This is a genomic window from Metabacillus sp. SLBN-84 (genome assembly GCF_053629595.1).
Window position 1 is genome coordinate 2337290 of record NZ_JBRJIP010000001.1, and the last position, 22534, is coordinate 2359823.

At 44.7% G+C, this 22534-nt stretch carries 18 protein-coding genes; all 18 read right to left on the bottom strand.

The annotated features are described in order from the left end of the window. Window positions 1–117 precede the first annotated feature (117 nt). The 18 genes from mutL to RKD52_RS12075 all read right to left on the bottom strand — a co-directional run bounded on the left by mutL (window position 118) and on the right by RKD52_RS12075 (window position 22373). Entirely contained in the window at window positions 118–1968 is a 1851-nt protein-coding gene (gene mutL, locus RKD52_RS11990) for a DNA mismatch repair endonuclease MutL (RefSeq protein WP_454099914.1), read from the bottom strand. 16 nt (window positions 1969–1984) lie between these two features. Continuing rightward, entirely contained in the window at window positions 1985–4579 is a 2595-nt protein-coding gene (mutS, locus tag RKD52_RS11995) for a DNA mismatch repair protein MutS (RefSeq protein ID WP_454099915.1), read from the bottom strand. A gap of 138 nt (window positions 4580–4717) precedes the next feature. Beyond that, complete coding sequence (gene cotE, locus RKD52_RS12000; RefSeq protein WP_454099916.1) at window positions 4718–5263, bottom strand: outer spore coat protein CotE; 546 nt, start codon at window positions 5261–5263, stop codon at window positions 4718–4720. Between the two features lie 481 nt (window positions 5264–5744). Further along, window positions 5745–6179 carry a RicAFT regulatory complex protein RicA family protein gene (locus RKD52_RS12005; RefSeq protein WP_454099917.1) on the bottom strand — a complete coding sequence of 145 codons (435 nt, stop codon included), beginning with the start codon at window positions 6177–6179 and terminating at the stop codon, window positions 5745–5747. Window positions 6180–6183: 4 nt separating this feature from the next. Beyond that, window positions 6184–7713 carry a tRNA (N6-isopentenyl adenosine(37)-C2)-methylthiotransferase MiaB gene (gene miaB, locus RKD52_RS12010; protein ID WP_454099918.1) on the bottom strand — a complete coding sequence of 510 codons (1530 nt, stop codon included), beginning with the start codon at window positions 7711–7713 and terminating at the stop codon, window positions 6184–6186. 203 nt (window positions 7714–7916) lie between these two features. Further along, complete coding sequence (locus RKD52_RS12015; RefSeq protein ID WP_454101203.1) at window positions 7917–9095, bottom strand: glycine C-acetyltransferase; 1179 nt, start codon at window positions 9093–9095, stop codon at window positions 7917–7919. 21 nt (window positions 9096–9116) lie between these two features. Next, entirely contained in the window at window positions 9117–10157 is a 1041-nt protein-coding gene (gene tdh, locus RKD52_RS12020) for an L-threonine 3-dehydrogenase (RefSeq protein WP_454099919.1), read from the bottom strand. 205 nt (window positions 10158–10362) lie between these two features. Beyond that, window positions 10363–11229, bottom strand: coding sequence for a 2-oxoacid:ferredoxin oxidoreductase subunit beta (locus RKD52_RS12025; protein ID WP_454099920.1), 867 nt, complete (start codon window positions 11227–11229; stop codon window positions 10363–10365). Continuing rightward, entirely contained in the window at window positions 11230–12966 is a 1737-nt protein-coding gene (locus RKD52_RS12030; protein ID WP_454099921.1) for a 2-oxoacid:acceptor oxidoreductase subunit alpha, read from the bottom strand. 190 nt (window positions 12967–13156) lie between these two features. Next, the gene (locus tag RKD52_RS12035) at window positions 13157–14074 is read right to left on the bottom strand and encodes a dipeptidase (protein WP_454099922.1); all 918 of its coding nucleotides are present in this window, start codon (window positions 14072–14074) and stop codon (window positions 13157–13159) included. 88 nt (window positions 14075–14162) lie between these two features. After that, a complete protein-coding gene (spoVS, locus tag RKD52_RS12040; protein WP_029281188.1) occupies window positions 14163–14423 on the bottom strand; it encodes a stage V sporulation protein SpoVS in 261 nt (86 codons plus the stop codon). Window positions 14424–14620: 197 nt separating this feature from the next. Then, window positions 14621–15415, bottom strand: a complete 795-nt coding sequence (locus RKD52_RS12045; protein ID WP_282034557.1) for a TIGR00282 family metallophosphoesterase — start codon at window positions 15413–15415, stop codon at window positions 14621–14623. Window positions 15416–15534: 119 nt separating this feature from the next. Beyond that, window positions 15535–17097, bottom strand: a complete 1563-nt coding sequence (gene rny, locus RKD52_RS12050; protein WP_029281192.1) for a ribonuclease Y — start codon at window positions 17095–17097, stop codon at window positions 15535–15537. Between the two features lie 379 nt (window positions 17098–17476). Further along, a complete protein-coding gene (gene recA, locus RKD52_RS12055) occupies window positions 17477–18514 on the bottom strand; it encodes a recombinase RecA (protein ID WP_369733160.1) in 1038 nt (345 codons plus the stop codon). A 245-nt stretch (window positions 18515–18759) separates the two neighbouring features. After that, complete coding sequence (locus RKD52_RS12060; protein WP_454099923.1) at window positions 18760–20022, bottom strand: competence/damage-inducible protein A; 1263 nt, start codon at window positions 20020–20022, stop codon at window positions 18760–18762. 15 nt (window positions 20023–20037) lie between these two features. Further along, complete coding sequence (pgsA, locus tag RKD52_RS12065) at window positions 20038–20616, bottom strand: CDP-diacylglycerol--glycerol-3-phosphate 3-phosphatidyltransferase (RefSeq protein WP_369733158.1); 579 nt, start codon at window positions 20614–20616, stop codon at window positions 20038–20040. A gap of 74 nt (window positions 20617–20690) precedes the next feature. Beyond that, a complete protein-coding gene (locus RKD52_RS12070) occupies window positions 20691–21566 on the bottom strand; it encodes a helix-turn-helix domain-containing protein (protein WP_454099924.1) in 876 nt (291 codons plus the stop codon). 21 nt (window positions 21567–21587) lie between these two features. Continuing rightward, window positions 21588–22373, bottom strand: a complete 786-nt coding sequence (locus RKD52_RS12075) for a YmfK family protein (RefSeq protein ID WP_369734055.1) — start codon at window positions 22371–22373, stop codon at window positions 21588–21590. Between the last annotated feature and the right edge of the window lie 161 nt (window positions 22374–22534).

Here is a 22534-nt window from a genome sequence, read left to right on the forward strand (position 1 = left end):
TATTTATGCCGGTTTCTTTTTTGGGATTCTGCTGGACAAAAGTGATTCTTCAGGATTTTTTGCAGATAGGTTCTAATGACGAAAACAAGCCCCGCACAGATCAGTGCGGGGCTTGTTTCACATAATGCGCTTAAACATCTTTTCCATTTCATAAATGGAATGATGAATGATAATGGGTCTGCCGTGGGGACATGTAAAGGGATCTGCCGTTTTTCTCAGGGTTTCAAGCAGCGCAAATATTTCATCCTGGCGGAGATGATGGTTTGCTTTTATCGCTGCTTTGCAGCTCATCATGATGGCCGCTTCTTCTCTGATTTTTTTAACGTCTGCCTGCCGATGATCAAGGACTTCCTGTATCATTTCTTCAATGATGCTTCCTTCTTCTCCTTTTGGAAACCACTGAGGGTGTGAACGGACGATAAAGCTGTTTCCTCCAAAAGGCTCCAGAAAAATTCCGACCTGGGCAAGTTCAGGCATTTTCTCTGTCAAAATGACTGCTTCATCCGCCGAGTAATGCAGCGTGATGGGAACGAGGAGCTCCTGGACTTCTGAAGCGACCTGTCCCACTTTTTCTTTATAATATTCATAATTAATCCGTTCCTGTGCAGCATGCTGATCAATTATATAGAGTCCGTTCTCATTTTGGGCGAGGATATATGTGCCGTGCATTTGGCCGATTGGATAAAGGACCGGAATAAGGGATTCAGTGCTTGAATAATCTGCGCCCCGGTCTGTGTACTCCTTCTCCACTGCTGCTTCCTCTGTTATCGTCAGAGTTTCATCAGCAGCTTCAGAGGAATAGTCTGCTTCCTCTCCCGCGGCAATAGGAAAATCCTCCTTTACTTGAAAGGCGACGGCCTGTGATTCTGTCTTCCTCACCGGTAAAATGGGTTCGTCTTTTTTGACGTGGCTGAATGTAAAGCTTTGCTGTTCTTCCGGTGCTTTTTCTTTTCGCTTCGGCAGTGCGGCATCCGGTATCAGCTGTTTTTTTGAAAATGCTTGTTTGATTCCGCTTGTTATCAGTTCATTCAATTCAGCTTCCTTGCTGAGGCGCACTTCCATCTTGGCAGGATGCACATTAACATCCACAAGTATCGGATCCATTTGTATTTCAAGAAAAACGACAGGGAAGCGTCCAATCGGCAAAAGCGTATGATACCCCTGCTGAATCGCTTTTACCAGCGGATAATTCTTGATGAATCTGCCATTAACAATCGTAGAAATGTAGTTTCTTGAAGCTCTTGTTATTTCCGGAAGAGAGATAAAACCTTTTACTTCAAAATCAAGTGACTGCAGGTGGATTGGAATCATCTTTTTGGCAATCGGAAGGCCGTATATGCCTGCAATGACCTGGCGCACGTCCCCGTTGCCGCTCGTATGAAGCAGCTGTTTCCCGTTATGAGTCAGCTTAAACGATACATTTGGATTGGACAGCGCCAGCCGGTTCACAACATCTGTTATATTCCCGAGCTCTGTATGAACCGTCTTTACATATTTAAGCCGTGCAGGTGTATTGAAAAACAGATTCGAGACGGTGAGGTCGCTGCCTTTTCTGCTTGAGGCTGATTCGTGCACTTCCACTTTTCCGCCTTTTAGAACCATTCGAGTTCCCGCTCCGTCACCTGTGCTTGTTTTAAGCTCAATATGCGATACGGACGCGATACTTGGAAGGGCTTCTCCCCGGAAACCAAGTGTTCTGATGCGGAACAGGTCATTCTCATCTTTGATTTTGCTTGTCGCATGTCTGTGAAAAGCATTAAGGCAGTCTTCGGGCTGAATGCCTTCCCCATTGTCGATAATGCGGATTTTTGCAAGGCCGGCTTCTTCCACGTGAATTTCAATCACAGTGCTTCCGGCATCTATGCTGTTTTCTGCCAGTTCTTTTACGACAGAAGCCGGACGCTCTACTACTTCACCGGCAGCAATTTTATTTGACAGTGAATCGTCTAGGCGGACTATTTTCCCCATCCTATTCACCTTCCAGCTATTTTAATTTTTTTTGCAGCTGATACAACTCATTCATTGCATCAAGCGGCGTCATTTCAAGCAGATTGATGGCCCGGATTTGCTCAAGTACAAGAAGATCTTTTTTTGGAGCCTGTCTGCCGCTTTCTTTTCTGGCCGGCTGCTCACTGAAGAAAGACAGCTGGGCATCATCCGTTTTTTCGAAGGTTTCCCTTTTTTCCTGAACGGCAGCAGGAGCTTTGACCGTTTGTTCCCCCTCCAGTCCTTCAAGAATTTCTTTTGCCCTCTTGATCAGGTTCTGTGGGAGATCTGCCAGTTCTGCAACATGAATTCCGTAGCTTTTATCTGCAGGACCTTCTTTAATTTTATGAAGAAACACAACTTTTCCATTCTCTTCAACCGCTGATACATGAACGTTTTGAAGCATCGGCAGTTCATCTGCAAGACTTGTAAGCTCATGATAGTGCGTGGAAAAGAGTGTTTTTGCTCCAATATGGTGATGAATATGCTCAATAATTGCCTGGGCCAATGCCATGCCGTCATATGTGGATGTTCCCCTGCCGATCTCATCGAACAGAATCAGGCTTTTGCCGGTTGCATGGACAATCGCATTTTTGGCTTCAAGCATTTCGACCATAAATGTACTTTGTCCTGATATCAAATCATCGGCAGCTCCAATTCTTGTGAAGATCTGGTCAAAGACCGGAAGCACCGCCTCTGAAGCCGGAACAAAACAGCCAATTTGCGCAAGAATACTCGTCAGGGCCACTTGTCTCATGTAGGTGCTTTTACCGGACATATTCGGACCCGTAATTAAAAGCATTCCGCGATCGTTCGAGAAATAGCAGTCGTTTGGAACATACTCCTGTGAATTCATCACTTTCTCAACAACCGGGTGTCTTCCGTCTTTGATGAACAGTTCGCCATCTGAGAACAGAGGTTTTGTATAATGGCGCTTTTCACTGATAACAGCAAAACACTGGAGGACGTCCAGTTCGCTTAAGCACTTGGCAAGAGACTGCAGGTTTGGAATATAGCGTTTGACCTGTTCTCTCAGTTCAGTAAACAGCTGGTATTCGATATCAACCATTTTTTCTTCTGCTTCAAGAATGAGTGTTTCTTTTTCCTTGAGTTCAGGAGTAATAAACCGTTCAGCATTCGTAAGTGTCTGTTTGCGTGTATATCTTCCCTCTTCAAGTAAATGGGCATTTGCCCGGGTAACCTCAATATAGTATCCGAACACACGATTGTATCCGATTTTCAGTGATTTAATGCCAGTGCGGACTCTCTCCTGCTGTTCAAGCTCCGCGATCCATGACTTCCCGTTTCTGCTTGCATCCCTGAATTGATCAAGCTGTTCATGAAACCCATCCTTCATAATGTTTCCGTCTTTTATCGAAAGAGGCGGGTTTTCAACAAGGGCAGTGTCAAGCAATTCACACAACTCTGTGCATGGATCAATCTTGTGCTCCATTTCACGAAGCGCAGCGTGATTTATCCCGGATAAAACTTCTTTAATAGCAGGAACCTGCTGCAGTGATTTTTTAAGCTGAATCAAATCCCTTGCATTGACGCTGCCGAAAGCGACTCGGCCTGCAAGGCGTTCAAGATCGTACACTTCTCTCAGTTTTTCTCTGAGATCCTCGCGTTCAAAATAGTGATTCAGCAGCGTCTGAACCGTATCGAGACGGCTTTCTATTTCCGTTTTAGACAGCAGCGGCCTGTCAATCCATTGTTTCAGCATCCGTCCGCCCATAGCCGTTTTCGTCTCATCAAGCAGCCATAGGAGCGATCCTTTTTTGCCTTTGGAACGGATCGTTTCTGTCAATTCGAGATTTCTTTTTGAATAGATATCAATCTTCATAAAATCCTGAAGCTTGTACACTTTTACTTTTTGCAGGTGATCGAGGCTTCTTTTCTGCGTTTTCTGCAGATAAGTGCACAGTCTGCCAAATGTCTCTTTCAGCCGGTCATCTGTCAGGTGGTCCATAATGGGGGCAAAAGCATCCCATTTTTCTGCAGACTGAAAAGAAATTGTCACTTTCGATCTCTCTGTCACCCTTTTCAGTACGTCCTGCGGAAAGTCAGGATCTGCGACAAGCTCTCTTACATTCAGTGAATACATCTCATTGATCACTTCATCAAATCCGTTTAAAAGAGTGACCTGGTTTTCTCCGGTAGACAGATCCGTGACAGCAAATCCGAAGCAGGATGAGAACTCGGATACAGAGGCTATGTAATTGTTTTCTCTTTCCTGAAGGCCTTTGCCATTCATGACTGTTCCCGGTGTGATCAGCTGAACGACTTCCCTGCGCACAACACCTTTAGCCTGTTTAGGATCTTCCGTCTGTTCACAAATGGCCACTTTGTAGCCTTTCTCAATCAATGTTTCAATATATCCTGGTGCAGAGTGATACGGAACGCCGCACATTGGAATTCTGTCGGCACTGCCTCCGTCTCTGCTCGTCAGTGTGATTTCAAGTTCAGCAGATGCTTTTTTAGCATCTTCAAAAAACATTTCATAAAAGTCGCCTAGGCGAAAAAATAAAAAGGCATCCTGATACTCTGCCTTTATCTTTAAATATTGCTGTATCATCGGCGTATATGCTGCCATTGTAATCCCCCATTAACCTTGCGTTTCAAAACAACCTTAATTATAGCATAGATGCCAGTAATTTTGGTTTGGGGAATACTAGAAGCTCGAGTTTTTGCCAAAGAAAAAACCAGGAAGATAATTCTCCCCAGTTTCCTCTTACTCTTCGTCTCCGCCTACAAGAAATTCAGGATTCAGGTCTTCAAACTCATCGTCAAGATCCTCTTCCCAGTCCTCATCTGATTCAACAAAGCCTTCGTTGTTGATGGCAACAACCACTTTTGTTTCTCCGACAACCTCTGCCAAAAACTCACGCTCAGCTGAAACGACAACTTTGCTGCCGTTAGGAGAAATGTTAACCTCCATGCAGTTAGGCTGCTGCATCACTTTTGCAATCACTTCATGTTCATCGTCAAGAAAGTTGTTATCTTTATATTTCAGCTTAATGACGTCAACATATGAAACTTTTTCTGTGACAACTTCTGTTTTCGTATTGTCTGCATACGAATACCAGACATTGATGTCATAAGTACCTTCTACCTCGACTGTTTTCCCAACCTTTTTTGCATCATATTTATGGTTGATCAGCCAGCCGCCCAGAATGCTTGTCGGCTTTTGCGAAGGAGCAATGCTGTGGGTGGATTGAGTAAACTTTTTGCCTTTCGCAACTATCGCTTTCGTGATTATTTCTCTGTATTCAGCCATTCGTACATACCCTCCTCAATCATCTTCATTTAATCCTATGCTGGGCTAGTATGGTTTGTGCTGCTGCTTAAAAGGAATAAATAATAGGTACCGCCAATACATGAATCGGTATACTTCATTCTATGCGTGTACGCCCAGAAATGTGCCTAAAAATTTAAAAGAAAACCCAATTCCCGCTGTGCTGCAGGCATATAGGATAAAATCTTGTTCGTCCTATAAATATGATACAGCCGTTCATTTTAGTAGAGGTTTTCAGCAAAGGCGGGTTTGGCCTTTGCTGGCTGCGGTTTTATATATGATTATTTGGAACATAGTTTTGTTAGAGATTTTTACGATTTTTTCACTGAAATCGTGCTGTTTCAGTTCCTATTAGTTCAATTAACCGTTATTGAACAGCCAATGTGATTATTTAGAACATGATTTAACTTGATAATTAAATATAAAAAAATGTCCTTCCTGTTTTCACAGAAAGGACATTTTTTCAGCTGCTGCAGGCTGAGCCGGGTGAGTTATTCACTTTTGAACCTGTTTCCCCGCTCAGAAGGTCTCCGCCTGTCGTGCGGATAATTTCGTCTGTTACATGATTTGATATTGTAACGGCGATCAGCTGGAGCAGATCATTTACTTCAACTTGAGATTCCTTGAACTCCTGGATGATCGGAAGTTCATCGAGCTCTTCCTGAAGTTTGTCAATTTTGTCTTCTACTTGTTTAAGAGCTTCCTGCTTGCTGTAGTGCTGAAAATTGACTGCCTGTTTTTGAAGGCTTTTAATGCTTGCTACTTTTTCGCGGATTTTCTGATTTTCGTTAATTTGAGCTTCTGCTTTTTTGAAGAACTCAACTTCCTTTGTATCAGCTACCATTTGCGCCAATTCACGTGCTCTGGCCACGATTTCTTCTTTAGTATACACTGTCATCCCCCTATTTCACCTCTATTGCTTCTTCTGCCATTTCCCCGTCTAAAGACCATGTTTTTGCTTTCGTAATTTTCACTTTTACAATCTCGCCGATGGCTGATTTTGGACCTCTGAAGTTTACAAGCTTGCTTTTTGATGTATACCCGGCAAGCACCTCAGGGTTGTTTTTGCTTTCGCCCTCAACAAGGACTTCCACAACCTGTCCTTCATATTCCATCATTTTTTTCGCTGAGATTTCGTTAACCAGTTTGTTCAGTTTTTGCAGGCGTGCTTTTTTCACTTCCATCGGAACATTATCCTGCATTTTCGCTGCAGGCGTTCCTTCGCGCGGAGAGTAAATGAACGTGTACGCACTGTCAAATTCCACTTCGCGGTACATAGAGAGCGTTTCTTCAAACTGCTCATCTGTTTCGTTCGGGAATCCGACGATGATATCCGTCGTTAAAGAAGCCGTTGGAATCGCTTCCTTGATTTTCTTGACGAGTGTCATATACTTTTCACGGTCGTATTTGCGCGCCATCAGCTTCAGCACTTCCGAGCTTCCAGACTGTACAGGAAGATGGATATGATCAAGAAGATTTCCGCCTTTTGCAAGGACTTCGATCAAATGATCATCAAAATCGCGCGGATGACTTGTTGTAAACCGGACACGGGCTACGTCAATCTTGCGGATTTCATCCATCAGATCGCCAAGTCCGTATTCCATGTCTTCAAAGTCTTTACCGTATGCATTTACGTTCTGTCCAAGCAGGGTAATTTCTTTATAGCCGCTTGCTGCAAGCTGTCTTACTTCATGAATAATTTCTTCCGGACGTCTGCTGCGTTCTTTTCCGCGGGTGTACGGAACGATGCAGTACGTGCAGAACTTATCGCAGCCGAACATAATGTTGACCCATGCTTTTATTTTGCCTTTGCGTTCGCGCGGCAGATTTTCAATCACATCGCCTTCTTTAGACCAGACCTCAATGACCATTTCTTTGGACATATAGGCATCGCTAAGAATATTCGGCAGGCGGTGAATGTTATGTGTGCCGAAGATCATGTCCACATGCTGATGCTTTTTCATAATCCGGTTAACAACCGATTCTTCCTGGGACATGCATCCGCAGACGCCGATCAGAAGGCCCGGTCTTTCGCGTTTCAGCGCTTTTAAGTGGCCGATTTCGCCAAACACTTTGTTTTCTGCATTTTCACGGATGGCACATGTATTTAAAAGAATCACATCAGCATCTTCTGCTGCGGCTGTTGCTTCATATCCAAGTGCAGTAAAAATCCCGGCCATTACTTCCGTATCGTGCTCGTTCATTTGACAGCCGTACGTTCTGATCAGGAATTTCTTTCCGTTGCCGAGGCCTCTGAATTCTTCTGAGATTTTAAAATCATTTTGATATTTCACTTCTTCTTTACCGCGTTTTTTAGCATCCTTTAAAGAAGGAGGCATGTACACGGCCTGGAAATACTTGCTGTAATCCTTCTCGGATTTTTTGTCCGAAGGCGTTACCTGCGTGCTTTCCAGACGCTGCTTTTCATTCATGTAAAACAGTCTCCTTTCAGGCCTTTCAAACCGTCTCACTCAGGGTGAGAGTATACCAATTTTATAGTATATCTGTTCTTAAAGAACAAAACAATAAAATATTCAGAAAGGACATACGTCTATAGTAAATGATTGAGAAAAAAAAGAAAAGCAGGGCTTCTGACTGCGGCAAAAAAAGAGAGGCTGCGAGCCTCTCTTTTCGATTACTTAAGGATGTTCAGCTCTTTTGCCGCCTTTTCAAAAATGTCCAGTGCCTGCTGAAGCTCTTCTGTTGAGTGCTCAGCCGTGACGATCGTGCGTACGCGGGCCTGCCCTTTTGCAACTGTAGGGAATGCGATTCCCTGAGCAAAGACGCCGTATTCTCTCAGTTTATCAGAGAATTGATGAGACAGCGCTTCATCACCGACAATGACAGGCGTAACCGGAGTTTCGCTTTTCCCGGTGTCAAAACCAAGATCTTCAAGACCCTTTTTGAAAAACTTTGCATTCTCCCAAAGCTTGTCAATCAGCTCAGGCTCTTCAAGCAATACATTGATTGCTTCCATGCATGCTGCTGTGACAGCAGGAGGATGAGATGTGCTGAATAAGAACGGGCGTCCTTTTTGAATAAGGTAGTCAATCAGCGTTCGTGTACTTGCGACGTATCCGCCAAGAACTCCTACCGCTTTGCTTAATGTTCCCACCTGAATATGTACACGTCCGTCAAGACCAAAATGATTAACTGTGCCGCGGCCATTTTTGCCGAGTACACCTGAAGCATGCGCATCATCAACCATAACGAGGGCGTCATATTTTTCAGCAAGCTCGACAATCTCCGGAAGCGGAGCGATATTGCCGTCCATTGAGAAAACACCGTCTGTCACAATGATGCGGACACGGAAGTCTGCTGATTCTTTCAATGCGCGTTCAAGGTCAGCCATATCCACGTGATTATACACTTTGCGGGCTGCTTTAGTCAGTCTGATGCCATCAATGATGGATGCATGGTTTAAAGCATCAGAAATGACCACATCTTCTTTTGTCAGAATAGAAGACAGCACGCCCTGGTTTGTTGTAAAACCGGACTGAAACACAAGCGCTGCTTCCGTATGCTTAAACTCGGCAAGCTTTTGCTCAAGCTCTTCATGCATGGAGAATGTTCCTGCGATTGTTCTGACCGAGCCAGTTCCGGCCCCGTATTTTTGGGCAGCTTCTACTGATGCTTTTACAAGTCTTGGATGTGTGGTGAGCCCAAGATAGTTGTTTGAAGAAAGCTGAATCAGTTCTTTTCCTCCGATAACGACTTTTGACTTTTGATCAGATTCGAGCGGAATCAATTTTCGGAACGTCCCGTTTTGTTTCATTTCATCAAGTTCTGCCTGTAAGTATTCAAACCCTTTCATCATAGCCCCTCCAGTTCATGTTTAAGGATGTAATACGACTTTACCACAATTTCCTTCGATCATTAAATTGAAGCCTTTTTCAAAGTCTTCAAGCGGGAAGTGATGGGTAATCAGCGGCGTGACATCAACCTGGCCTGATTTTAAAAGACGCGAAACCTGCTGCCATGTTTCATACATTTTTCTGCCTGTTATGCCCTGTACGGTTATACCTTTAAATACAATATCATTCGTCACATCAATCTCTACAGGCCGGACCGGGAGACTTAAAATGGACACACGGCCGCCGTTTGTCACCATCTTGAACCCCTGATCCATCGCAGCCGGGTGGCCGGACATTTCGCACACAACATCGACGCCATTTCCGTCGGTCAATTCGCTGATTCTTTCAAGCGGATTCTCATCCTTGGAATTGATGACGGCTGTTGCTCCCATTTCTTTTGCAAGATTCAACCTGTAGTCATTTAAATCGAGCGCAATTACCTGCGATGCTCCTGCAGCTTTTGCAACGCCTGCTGCCATGATGCCGATCGGACCGCAGCCAATTACAGCGACGCTTTTGCCTGCTACATCACCGGCAAGGACAGTATGTACGGCATTTCCCATCGGCTCCTGTATGGACGCTGTATCAAACGGCATTTCCTTCGGATTTTTCCAGAGGTTAACAGCCGGAAGCGCCACGTATTCTGCAAAACAGCCGTCTGTGTCGACGCCGATAATCTTCGTATTTTTACAGATATGATAGTTTCCTGTCAGACATTGCGGACATTCGTAGCATACAAGGTGCGTTTCAGCAGAAACAAAATCTCCAACCTCAACGTTTGTCACTTTGCTTCCAACCTGCGCAACCTCTCCGGAGAATTCATGGCCAAAAACATATGGAGGATTTACACGGCTTTCCGACCAGGCATCCCACGTATAAATATGAACATCTGTCCCGCAGATGGACGTAGCTTTTACTTTAATCAGTACTTCGTGATCGTTAATCTGAGGAATATCCACCATTTTCAGCTCGGCTCCAAATCCTCTGTGATGCTTCACAACCGCTTTCATTTTTCCATTCACAATGAACACTCCCTGCTTAAAAAACTGCTTAATACGTTATCATAGTTGAAGTTTATCATCCTTGAAAAGCAGTGTAAAGATGGGTGTCCTCTTCAAAAAGACACTTGCACACACTCGGAAAAAAGTGCAGAAAAAGTTTGCAAACGAGTTTGATCTGACTCAAAAACACTTAAAAACGCCTATCCGGAGATAGACGTTTTCTGGCTTACATAAATTCGGCAAGAAGTTCGTTAAACTTCTCTTCGCTGATTTTCAGGTCTGCATGAGACAGCGGCTCTTCGCTGTAATTGTGAACGAGCTCCTGATAGGACGGCTGATTGGCATTCTGGTAAATCAGTCCTGTTACAAGACCGTTTTTCTCCATCAGCGTCTGCATGGCCTGCATCCGGTTAGAAGGATCATATCCTTCGATGTCTGCAAGCTTTGTGAGATTTTCCTTGAACCAGTCATACGTGTTGATTTTGTTGTACGTTACGCAAGGGCTGAATACATTGATCAGCGAGAAGCCTTTATGTTTAATTCCCGCTTCAATAATGGCTGTCAAGTCTTTTAAGTCGGTTGAAAAGCTCTGGGCCACAAACGTTGCACCTGCTGTAAGAGCCATTTCCATAACAGAAAGAGAAGATTCTATGGACCCTTTAGGTGTACTCTTCGTTTTGAATCCGACATCGCTTCGCGGTGATGTCTGGCCTTTTGTCAGGCCGTAGATCTGATTGTCCATCACGATATAAGTGACATCAATGTTTCTTCTGATCGCATGAATGGTATGTCCCATGCCGATGGCAAACCCGTCGCCGTCACCGCCGGAGGCGATAACCGTCAAATCTTTATTCGCCATTTTAACGCCCTGGGCGATCGGGAGGGAGCGGCCGTGAATGCCGTGGAACCCATACGCATTAATATATCCTGAAATACGTCCGGAACATCCGATGCCTGATACAACGGCAAGCTGATCCGGCTCAAGGCCTGCATTTGCGGCAGCGCGCTGAATGGCAGCCTGCACGGAGAAGTCTCCGCAACCCGGACACCAGTTTGGTTTTACATTATTTCGAAATTCTTTAAATGTCGCCATTTAGAACAACTCCTTGCATTTTGAATGAACTTCATGCGGCAAGAGCGGATTTCCATCGTATTTTAAGATCGAGGAAATTTTCTCTGCATGGCCGACATTCATTTTGATCAGGCTGGCAAGCTGTCCAGTCGCGTTGTTTTCGACTACAACGACTTTTTTTGCTGCCTTAACAAGCGGAAGCATTTCATCTGCCGGGAATGGATGAAGAAGGCGGACATGTGCGTGATTTGCTTTCACGCCGTCCTTTTCAAGGCGTACCATTGCCTCTTCGATTGTTCCTCTCGTTGAGTTAAAGCCGACAAATAAAACATCTGGTTCAGGGTGAATCAGATTCTGATGAACAGGCGTATCAAACCTCATGGCTGAAAGCTTTCTGAGACGTTTGTCCATCTGGGCTTTCCGGTTCGTTGCCACTTCTGAAGGCTTTCCTGTCTCATCATGCTCAACACCTGTCACGTGGTGAATGCCGTTCTTCATACCTGGCAGAACACGCGGAGAAACGCCGTCATCTGTCACTTCAAAGCGTTTGAAATATCCTTTGTTTTCGATTTCCGGAAGTTCTTCCTGAACGAGCTTGCCGCGGCGGATCTGAATTTTATCATAGTCTAACGGTTCGACCGTCTGTTTGCCCAGTGACAGCTGAAGGTCTGTGAGAAGGATGACCGGACACTGGTATTCTTCTGCAAGGTTGAAGGCTTCGATGGTATCATAAAAAGCTTCCTGAACCGTACTTGGCGCCATCACAATCTTAGGGATCTCCCCGTGTGTTCCGTAAATCATGGCCATCAGATCTGACTGTTCCTGCTTAGTCGGAAGACCTGTACTCGGGCCTCCGCGCTGCGTATCCACGATGACAAGCGGCTGTTCCGTGATACCGGATAATCCGATTGCCTCCATCATTAATGACAGTCCAGGCCCTGCTGAAGCAGTCAGTGTCCGTGTTCCGGCATAGTTTGCTCCGATCGCCATTGTACATGCGGCAATTTCATCCTCAGTCTGAATGACCGTTCCGCCAAAATCAGGCAGCTTTTTAATTAAGTATTCCATAATTTCAGAAGCCGGAGTAATCGGATAGGCAGCCATAAACCGGGCCCCGCCTGCTACAGCACCGAGTGCAATGGCATCATTTCCGATCATAAACATGCGCTTGTTTCCGTCTGCTTTTTCAAGGTACAGATCATCGCGGTCAAACTGCAGCTCCTGTTTCATGTAACTTGAGCCTTTTGCAATGGCCTCAAGGTTCTTCTCGACAATCTGCTGGCCTTTTCTTCCGTAGATCTCCTGAACAACATTCTGGAACTGTTCTGTTCCAAGGTCAAGAACCGCACTTGTTGCGCCTATCGCTACCATGTTTTTCATCAGAGACGTTCCAAGCTCTGTTGCAATCTCTGTAAATGGAACAGAATAAAGGACAGCGCTGCAGTCATCCGGAATAGTCGGATTAAATTTTGAATCTGCAATCACAAGCCCACCTTTGCGAAGCTCATACACATTCACATCAATCGTTTCCTGGTCAAAAGCTACTAATATATCAAGGTCATCGGATATAGCGCGGACTTGGGTTGTGCTTACGCGAATTTTATTGTTCGTGTGGCCGCCCTTGATTCGGGATGAAAAATGGCGGTACCCATACAAATAATATCCCATTCTATTTAAAGCAATTGAAAAGACTTCACCTGTACTTTCAATACCTTCGCCCTGCTGTCCTCCAACTTTCCATGAAAGTTGACTGATCATGTGCCTTACACCCCTTCTTAAGAAACACTCATATATTTTTTGCTCTGTTTAGAGCTGATACACTTCGTCAGATTATGTACTAAACGTTACAATTGTAGAACGATAAAGAGAAAAAAACAAGCGTTTCAGGCAAATAAACCTGTTTTCGCCGCGAATTTATTTGATTTTTTCAAATCTTCCATCTATTGTGTCAGAATGAAATCGCATTGATAAAATTAAGGCAAAGAAATTTTTCCGTCTGTCTTTCCGAATAGTGCCTCAGAAGCGTGTTTACGAGATAAGGATATTGCTCATACCCTTCAAGACCCTCTACCGTTTCGTCAATTCCGTCAAAATCCGAACCGAATCCTACCGCATCTTCCCCTACAATGCCAACAATATAATCAAGATGATTCAATATGTGCTTCATGCCGGCTTGTGCATGGGACGCCGTAAACTGCGGAACAAATGTAATCCCGATGATTCCCTTTTTTTCAGCGACCGCCTTCAGCTGATCTTCTTTTAAATTCCTCGGGTGCGGACAGAGAGCGTAGGAATTGGAATGGCTTGCTACCGGATAGTCCGCCAGTTCAATGACATCCCAGAAACTTCTCTCAGACAAATGGGAAACGTCCGTCCACATTTTATACGCATTCAGTTTTGAAACTGCATGCCTTCCAAAAAAGGTAAGTCCCGCATTCCTTGTTTCGAGCGCGCCGTCTGCAAGCAGGTTTGCAAAATTCCAGGTAAGCCCGGCTGCTCTTACACCCAGATGATAAAAAACAGACAGCATTTGAAGATCATGGCCGATGGGTTCCAATCCTTCAAGTGTCAGGATGGCCCCGATTTCATCTTCCTTCAGGAGGTCTGCATCCTGCTTTGTTTTGATCAGCCTGATTTTTTCATAGCGTTCAAGAATGCGCTCGTGAAAAATGGCAGCCTGTGCAAGCGCGCATTCTTTTTTATTAACTGCCTCTACTGGCACAAAAATAGCAAAGCACTGAATTTTCGCTCCAAATCTGAAGAGCTTCTCAATGGTTACGTGAAGATTCAAATCGTTCCATTCGCTCTTTTCAGGATCTTTCCAAAGCTTATACAGCAGATCACAATGAGCATCAAAGATACGCATAAGAAATCAACTCTTCTCCGGCAAGGCCTTATTTATGAAAAAACAAGCCTGCTTGCGTATCCCGCAAACAGGCTGTACTCTTCTCTATTTAACGAGGCTCAATAATTAATTTTATCGCAGTACGCTCTTCACCATCAATGAGAATATCCGTAAATGCGGGTATGCAGATCAGGTCAACGCCGCTCGGGGCAACAAATCCCCTGGCAATGGCTACAGCTTTTACGGCCTGATTAAGGGCGCCTGCGCCAATGGCCTGTATCTCGGCAGCTCCTCTTTCCCGCAGAACGCCTGCAAGAGCCCCCGCTACGGAGTTAGGATTGGACTTTGCTGAAACTTTTAATATTTCCATTTCTAGAATCCCCCTTGTTTTCAATAGATCGTGAATGTACATTGGATCGTGTATTACCGGATCTGTTCGGAGGGCTCATCCCCTTTATGAGCCTTCTAAACCTCTTATACAGTCATTCCATTGATACTATATTCACTAGAGGGAAAGAGTATTCCTGCTTGTTCGTTTATTTTTTCTAAAATTTCAAAATAAATGATCTATTCAAAAAACATGTGATCATCATTAATTAAAATCCGTTCAATCTTTGATGCATTACCTGTTTTATCATTGATATCGACTACAACTGCACTCAGCTGCGCCTTGCCTTCCGTTACTTCAAAACGGACGGGCAGACTTGTTAAAAAGCGTTTGATGACAGCTTCCCGCTCAACTCCGAGTATTCCGTCATACGGTCCTGTCATGCCGACATCTGTAATAAAGGCAGTCCCGTGATCAAGAATCCGTTCATCTGCCGTCTGAACGTGTGTATGGGTTCCGACAACAGCTGATGCCTTTCCGTCCAGATACCAGCCCATCGCCTGCTTTTCACTTGTAGCTTCAGCATGGAAATCTACAAAGATAATAGGTGTTCGTTTTCGAGCTTCCTCAATCAGCTCATCCGCTTTTTTAAACGGACAGTCAATCGGAGCAAGAAAGGTCCTGCCCTGAAGATTAATCACAGCAACTTCTTTTCCGTCCGCTTTAATATAGGTAATGCCTTCGCCTGGTGTCCCTTCAGGAAAATTGGCTGGGCGGATCAAATGAGGAACCTCTTCAATGAATTCAAAAATCTCCCGTTTATCCCACGTGTGATTCCCCATCGTAATGACTTGTGCTCCCGCCTGAATCAGCTCATGATAGATTTTCTGTGTGAGTCCTTTTCCATGAGCAGCGTTCTCTCCATTTACGATAGTCAAGGATGGTCTGAACTTCTTTTTAAGCTTTGGCAAATATTCTTTGATCATGTCCCGGCCCGGTGAGCCGACGACATCTCCGACAAATAATAGTTTCATGCTGTAAAACCTTCTCTCTGCAAATATGTCTTTTTCTTTAGTTTGGCTTAGATCTTCTTAAAGTAGGCCCCTGTATTTCAGTTCCGGGCAAAAAATAAAGCGATGCGGGAGGCATCGCTTTATTTTGCATATTCAACAGCCCTTGTTTCACGAATGACTGTTACTTTAATGTGACCTGGATAATCCAGCTCTTCTTCAATCCGCTTGCGAATATCACGTGCCAGACGGTGAGCCTGTAGATCATCGATCGTATCCGGCTTAACCATGATGCGAACTTCACGGCCTGCCTGAATGGCGAAGGATTTTTCAACACCTTCGTACGATTCAGAAATCTCTTCAAGTTTTTCAAGTCGGCGAATATAATTTTCAAGCGTTTCGCTTCTTGCGCCCGGACGTGCCGCAGATAAAGCATCTGCTGCCGCAACCAGAACCGCAATAACGGAAGTCGGTTCCTGATCGCCATGGTGAGAAGCAATACTGTTGATGACAACCGGATGCTCCTTGTACTTAGTAGCAAGTTCCACACCGATTTCAACATGGCTTCCTTCTACCTCATGGTCGATTGCTTTACCGATATCATGCAGCAAGCCTGCACGTTTTGCCAAAGTAACATCTTCGCCAAGCTCTGCAGCCATTAGGCCGGAGAGGTAGGCAACTTCCATGGAGTGCTTCAGGACATTTTGACCGTAGCTCGTTCTGAACTTCAGACGGCCCATGATCTTGATCAAGTCAGGGTGAAGTCCGTGAACGCCAACTTCAAAGGTTGTCTGTTCGCCAACTTCGCGGATGTACTCATCCACTTCACGGCGGGATTTTTCAACCATTTCTTCAATTCGCGCGGGATGAATGCGTCCATCCTGCACAAGTTTGTCCAATGCGATTCTTGCTGTTTCCCTGCGAATTGGGTCAAATCCGGAAAGAATAACGGCTTCCGGAGTATCATCAATAATCAGGTCGATACCTGTCAGGGTCTCAAGCGTTCGAATATTTCGTCCTTCACGGCCAATGATGCGTCCCTTCATTTCATCATTTGGCAGGTTAACGACGGATACCGTTGTTTCAGCCACATGATCGGCTGCACAACGCTGGATAGCAAGGGAAAGGATTTCTTTCGCTCGTTTATCCGCTTCTTCTTTCGCACGATTTTCGCTTTCTTTAACGGTTACGGCGATATCATGAGAAAGCTCATTTTCAACCTTTTCAAGAATGATCTGCTTAGCCTCTTCACGGGTTAAGCTGGAAATGCGCTCAAGCTCAGCTTGCTGTTTCCGCACCATCTCGTCCACTTTGCTTTCCATCTCTTCAATATGCTGTTGTCTTTCATTCAGAGAATCTTCCTTTTTCTCAAGCATGTTCTCGCGCTTGTCCAAAGATTCATCCTTGCGGTCTAGATTCTCTTCTTTTTGTAACAGGCGATTTTCTTGTTTTTGCAGCTCATTTCGTCGCTCACGAATTTCCTGCTCGGCTTCTGTGCGAAGCTTGTGAATATCATCCTTTGCTTCAAGAAGCGCTTCTTTTTTCGTTGCTTCTGCATCACGCCTTGCATCTTCAAGAATCTGCTCAGCTGTGCCTTTAGCACCGGCAATCTTCGCTTCTGCAATGGATTTACGAACAAAATAGCCAACAACTGCACCGACGATTAGGCCAAGCAAAATGGAGATGATCATTGTAATGGGATCCATCATTTCACCTCCTCTTGCTATGAACTTGTTTCTTGCTAGATTTAAGTGTCGGCATGTACATTGCATACATTCTTCAATATACAGCACAAAGCTTAAGGGTTTCATGGAGACCTTGCAGCAATCCGTTCTGCAGGTCAACATCTGCTTTCATAGTGCCTCGCAAAAAGTTCTAACAAAATAGTATTACTTCTCAATTGTAAATGTGTGAATTTTTCTTGTCAAGCCTGTCATTCTGGCGTTTTCAGTGCAATTATGAATTTTCAGGCATTGCCTGACATTTCTTAAACAGGAAAAGTCAGGAGTTCCGCCCATTTACTTCAACCATTCTGCCAACATTTATTCAAAAATATACAAAAAAGAGGCGCGGACGCCCCTTTTTTTAGTCTTCGAGCAAATTCAGTTCATCCTGTTCTTCAGGTACAGCAGCGTCACCGTCTAATCCGTAGTGGCTGCGGATTTTCTCCTGAAGCTCAAGGCGGATGGCCGGGTTTTCCTTAAGGAAGATCTTTGCGTTTTCTCTTCCCTGTCCCAGGCGCTCATCATTATATGAATACCATGAGCCGCTCTTTTGAACAATATCGCTTTCCGTTCCAAGGTCGATGATCTCTCCCTCTTTGGAAATGCCTTCTCCGTACATGATGTCAACTTCTGCAACACGGAATGGAGGAGCAACCTTGTTCTTGACGACTTTGACTTTCGTTTTGTTTCCGACCATTTCATTTCCCTGTTTAAGTGTTTCTGCACGGCGCACTTCAAGACGGACAGAAGAATAGAATTTAAGAGCGCGTCCGCCTGGCGTCGTTTCAGGGTTTCCGAACATTACACCGACTTTTTCACGGATCTGGTTGATGAAAATGGCAATGGTCTTTGACTTGCTGATCGCGCCGGAGAGTTTGCGGAGCGCCTGTGACATAAGACGCGCCTGCAGACCTACGTGTGCATCTCCCATTTCTCCTTCAATTTCTGCTTTAGGAACAAGGGCAGCCACTGAATCGACAATCAGAATGTCTACAGCTCCGCTTCGGACAAGAGCTTCGGCAATTTCAAGCGCCTGCTCGCCTGTATCCGGCTGGGAAAGAAGAAGCTCATCAATGTTGACGCCAAGCTTCTGGGCATATACAGGATCAAGGGCATGCTCAGCATCAATAAATGCAGCCTGTCCCCCTGCAGCCTGTACTTCAGCGATTGCATGAAGGGCAACAGTTGTTTTACCTGAACTCTCAGGTCCGTAAATTTCAACAATTCTTCCGCGCGGATAGCCGCCGACTCCAAGAGCCGCATCCAGCGCAAGCGAACCGCTTGGGGATGTAGAGATTTTACGGTCGGTCTGTTCACCGAGTTTCATAATTGAACCTTTACCAAATTGTTTTTCTATTTGTTTAAGTGCCATATCTAAGGCAGCCTGACGATCGCTCACTGAGTTTCCTCCTTTAGTTATTAACCTATTAATAATATACCTTTATTTTATCTGTTTGACAAGCAAAAAGCGAACATTTATTCGTTTTTTTGCACATTGAAATGGATGGAAAAATTCATTTTCCCCTTATTGAAAAGAGAAATTTGGATTCTTTTAAACACGTAAAATCCTATTTTGCATTTCTGAATGGATGATTTGCGCAGCCGTCCGTGCAGAATTAGAAAATGGACAAAAAAAAATACAGCTTATTCCGCTGTATTTTCTGTTAAAGCTTTAACCGCAAGATGGCAGCCGTATTTTACTGTTCGTTTGCGTATGCCGTTCCTGCTTCCTGCAAGCAGGAGTTGATGCGTCTCTGTCTGCCTGCCCTTTACGGCAAGACCTATATAAACAGTGCCCGGTTTTTTTCCTTCAACAGGCTCTTCGCCCGCTATGCCTGTAAAGCTTATCCCGATATCGCTCCCTGTCAGCTTTCTGATCTGCTCTGCCATTTCAAGCGCGCATTGCCCGCTTACGGCACCATGCTCTTCAAGCGTTTCTTTCGATACTCCGAGCATGGATTCCTTCACTTCATTTGTATAGCACACAATCGTTCCTTTAAAAACGTCTGATGTGCCTTTAACTGCTGTAAGCTGATCTGAAAACAGCCCTCCTGTCAGACTTTCGGCTGCAGAAATGGTCATTCCCCGCTGCCTCAGATGCCTTAATAGCTCTTCTGCAAGCGTCGTCTGATCATATCCGTAGAAAAACGCGCCGACTCTTTCGTTGATCGCCTTTTCAGCATCATTTATCAGTTTGACAGCTTCAGCTTCATTCTGGTGCCGTGCTGTCAGTCTTAAGGTCACTTCCCCGTCTCCTGCAAGAGGTGCAATGGTGGGGTTTGATTGTCCGTCAATCAGATCCTGAATATCCGTTTCAAGCTGGGATTCCCCAATTCCGAAATAACGGAGAACTCTTGAGATGATTTTATCGTTTCTGCCAAGTGCTTTTCTGAAAAAAGGAAGTCCGAATTTCAGAAACATCGGCTTCATTTCACTTGGAGGCCCGGGAAGAAGCATATAGATGATGCCGTCTGTTTGAATGGCCATCCCCGGGGCCATGCCATGTTCATTTCTCAGAATATCAGAGCCCTCAATGACAAGGGCCTGTTTTTTATTGTTTTCTGACATTGGGCGGTTTACTTTCACAAAATAATCTTCGATGCTGCGCAGCGCTTCCTCGTCTGTTGTGAGTTTTCGCCCGAGCATGCTTGCGATGGTTTCTTTTGTGAGGTCGTCCTTGGTCGGACCGAGACCTCCAGTAAACACGATGATGTTTGAACGTTCCTGTGCTGTTTTTACTGCCTGCTCAAGCCTGCCCGGGTTATCTCCCACAACTGTATGGTAATAGACGTTAATCCCGTCCTCTGCAAGCTGCTGAGAGATGAACTGGGCATTTGAATTGACAATCTGCCCGAGCAGCAATTCAGATCCAACCGCAATAATCTCTGTTTTTGTAGCCATGTGCATTCTCCTCTGCGTGTTTTACTTTGAAGAAAGAAGGGCAGCCTTGTTTTTGGCGAAATAGTCCCAACCGGAATAAACAGTAAAAAATAATGCAACCCATAACGCTATATCTGCAAAAGGAAGAGACAGATAGGAAAACGGAATATTGTGCAGCAGCAAAGCGGAGATGGCGATAATCTGTGCCCATGTTTTAATTTTACCGAGCATATTCGCAGCAACGACCTCTCCTTCTCCTGCAAGTACAAGACGAAGACCGGTCACTGCAAATTCACGGCTGATAATAATAATGACAATCCAGGAAGGGGCAAGTCCAAGCTCCACTAAGATAATGAGTGCGGCTGATACAAGAAGCTTATCAGCGAGCGGATCAAGAAATTTGCCGAGGTTTGTGACCATGTTCAGCTTCCGGGCATAATAGCCGTCAATCCAGTCAGTTGTTGAAGCAATGATAAACAGGATCGCGCCTGCTAAATGAGTGACAGGAATTGAGGTCTCTCCTGCATACAGGGTTCCCCAGTCAAATGGCGCAAGCATAATCACCATAAATACCGGGATTAAAAGAATTCTTGAAATGGTTATCTTATTTGGCAAGTTCATGTGTTTTCCTCCAAAACGTTAATGTATGTACACTAAGACAAAAAGAATGAAAGAAAGTCATCTTATAGATGACTTTATTCCTTAGTATATACGATTTGCATATCTTGTCTCACTGTTTTTTTCGGATCAATCTTGTATTCAACTGGTTTGCCGTTTACTTTGATCTGGGCAGCGGATGCATTTCCGATGACAATGAAAGCTTCCGTTTCATTTGTAAAGTCATGAGACTCGGTTTTCCCTTTATTCAGCATGCCGCTGAAAAACTTTTTGCCGGATGCGTTGCGAATCTCAATCCAGGTTGACCCGGATGAGGTCACATCAAGCTTGAACTGCTCTGCTTTCGTTAATTCATAAACAGCTTTCCGGCCGGATGTTTCTTTAAATACGATTTCAAAAGCCGGTTCGGCGGGTTTTTCTTCAGCCGGCTTTTCTTCCTCGGCAGGAGCGCTGCCTGTATCTGTTTCTTTTGGCTTAGGCTCTTCAGGACTTTCAATGGCATCGTATTCATTTTCTCCGCTTGATATCTGCTTTGGCTGATCTGCCTGTCCTGCTGAATCCGGCTTGTTTTGAACAGTAATCCAGATGATGACCGCTGCAAGAATGACGACCGCTACAATCAGAATGCGCGGCAGGAATTCAAGAACTTTTGATGCTGATTTCGGCAGCTCTTTATGTGTTTTCACGCGGGAGAGCTCAATCGTCTCCTCTGTGTGAACAATGGGAATTTCATTTTTGTATTCATCAAAAACTTTCTCCGGATCAAGACCGACCGCTTCTGCATACTGCTTAATAAAGGCACGCACATAAAAGTTTCCCGGCATCATGCCGTAGTTTCCCTCTTCTATGCCGAGCAGATAGCGCTTCTGTATTTTTGTTATTGCCTGGAGATCGTCAAGACTTAGTTTCCGCTCTTCTCTCGCCTGTTTCAGTCGATTTCCTAATTCACTCAACCATAACACCTTCCATATCTTCTAAAAATCAAACCCGGAAAAACTCGATTCATCGAACATTTGAGGCCCTGCTGCTTCCTCATATGTAATCTTTTCATCCGGGTCATTCCGAAGTTCAATTATATAGTCAAAATCATCTAGTGTATACTCTGTATTTTGCACAAACATATCAGGGTGCTCCACTACTTTTGTTGCTGAAAGCCGCATAATTTCCCTTACTAGCTGCAAATGCTTCTCCGAGCCTCTGCGTGTTGACACGATCCCGTCGATGATAAACACATTGTCCACACTGTATTCATCCGCAATCAGCTGGCTGCGGATCGTTTGCTTGAGCAATGTGGACGACACAAAAAGCCATCTTTTATTCGCACACACGCTTGATGCCACAATAGATTCGGTTTTCCCTACTCTCGGCATGCCCCTGATTCCAATCAGCTTATGCCCTTCCTGCTTGTACAGCTCTGCAAGGAAATCAACAAGCAGGCCAAGTTCATCTCTGACAAACCTGAACGTTTTTTTGTCATCCGCATCTCTTTGTATGTATCTTCCGTGACGGACAGCAAGTGTATCCCTCAGTTTCGGTTTTCTTAATTTTGTCACTTTAATATGGTCCATCGTATTTAAAATGGATTCAAGCCGCTGAATCTGCTCGTTATTCGTGCATTTAAGCAGCAGTCCCCTCCGGCTGTCGTCCACACCGTTTATCGTCACGATATTAATGGAAAGCATCCCGAGAAGCGATGATATGTCACCGAGGAGCCCGGGACGGTTTTTCTGAATTTCATATTCTAAATACCATTCCTGCATATCCAATTATGGACCCCCTTCAAAACAAGGTCTGTCGCACCTATATCCATATCATAAAGCATTTTGCCAAAAGAGGAAAGAATAATTCCTTGACAATAAAAAAAGGGTACTGAGACCTACAAAGGCGTCTGATCTTTGAAGAAAAGGCAGAAAAAAAAGAG

What these genes read in the sequence shown, in the direction of transcription:
- mutL (WP_454099914.1), bottom strand. Translation starts at nt 1,968, where the DNA reads ATGGGGAAAATAGTCCGCCTAGACGATTCACTGTCAAATAAAATTGCT.
- mutS (WP_454099915.1), bottom strand. Translation starts at nt 4,579, where the DNA reads ATGGCAGCATATACGCCGATGATACAGCAATATTTAAAGATAAAGGCA.
- cotE (WP_454099916.1), bottom strand. Translation starts at nt 5,263, where the DNA reads ATGGCTGAATACAGAGAAATAATCACGAAAGCGATAGTTGCGAAAGGC.
- RKD52_RS12005 (WP_454099917.1), bottom strand. Translation starts at nt 6,179, where the DNA reads ATGACAGTGTATACTAAAGAAGAAATCGTGGCCAGAGCACGTGAATTG.
- miaB (WP_454099918.1), bottom strand. Translation starts at nt 7,713, where the DNA reads ATGAATGAAAAGCAGCGTCTGGAAAGCACGCAGGTAACGCCTTCGGAC.
- RKD52_RS12015 (WP_454101203.1), bottom strand. Translation starts at nt 9,095, where the DNA reads ATGAAAGGGTTTGAATACTTACAGGCAGAACTTGATGAAATGAAACAA.
- RKD52_RS12025 (WP_454099920.1), bottom strand. Translation starts at nt 11,229, where the DNA reads ATGGCGACATTTAAAGAATTTCGAAATAATGTAAAACCAAACTGGTGT.
- RKD52_RS12030 (WP_454099921.1), bottom strand. Translation starts at nt 12,966, where the DNA reads ATGATCAGTCAACTTTCATGGAAAGTTGGAGGACAGCAGGGCGAAGGT.
- RKD52_RS12035 (WP_454099922.1), bottom strand. Translation starts at nt 14,074, where the DNA reads ATGCGTATCTTTGATGCTCATTGTGATCTGCTGTATAAGCTTTGGAAA.
- spoVS (WP_029281188.1), bottom strand. Translation starts at nt 14,423, where the DNA reads ATGGAAATATTAAAAGTTTCAGCAAAGTCCAATCCTAACTCCGTAGCG.
- RKD52_RS12045 (WP_282034557.1), bottom strand. Translation starts at nt 15,415, where the DNA reads ATGAAACTATTATTTGTCGGAGATGTCGTCGGCTCACCGGGCCGGGAC.
- rny (WP_029281192.1), bottom strand. Translation starts at nt 17,097, where the DNA reads ATGGATCCCATTACAATGATCATCTCCATTTTGCTTGGCCTAATCGTC.
- RKD52_RS12060 (WP_454099923.1), bottom strand. Translation starts at nt 20,022, where the DNA reads ATGCACATGGCTACAAAAACAGAGATTATTGCGGTTGGATCTGAATTG.
- pgsA (WP_369733158.1), bottom strand. Translation starts at nt 20,616, where the DNA reads ATGAACTTGCCAAATAAGATAACCATTTCAAGAATTCTTTTAATCCCG.
- RKD52_RS12075 (WP_369734055.1), bottom strand. Translation starts at nt 22,373, where the DNA reads ATGCAGGAATGGTATTTAGAATATGAAATTCAGAAAAACCGTCCCGGG.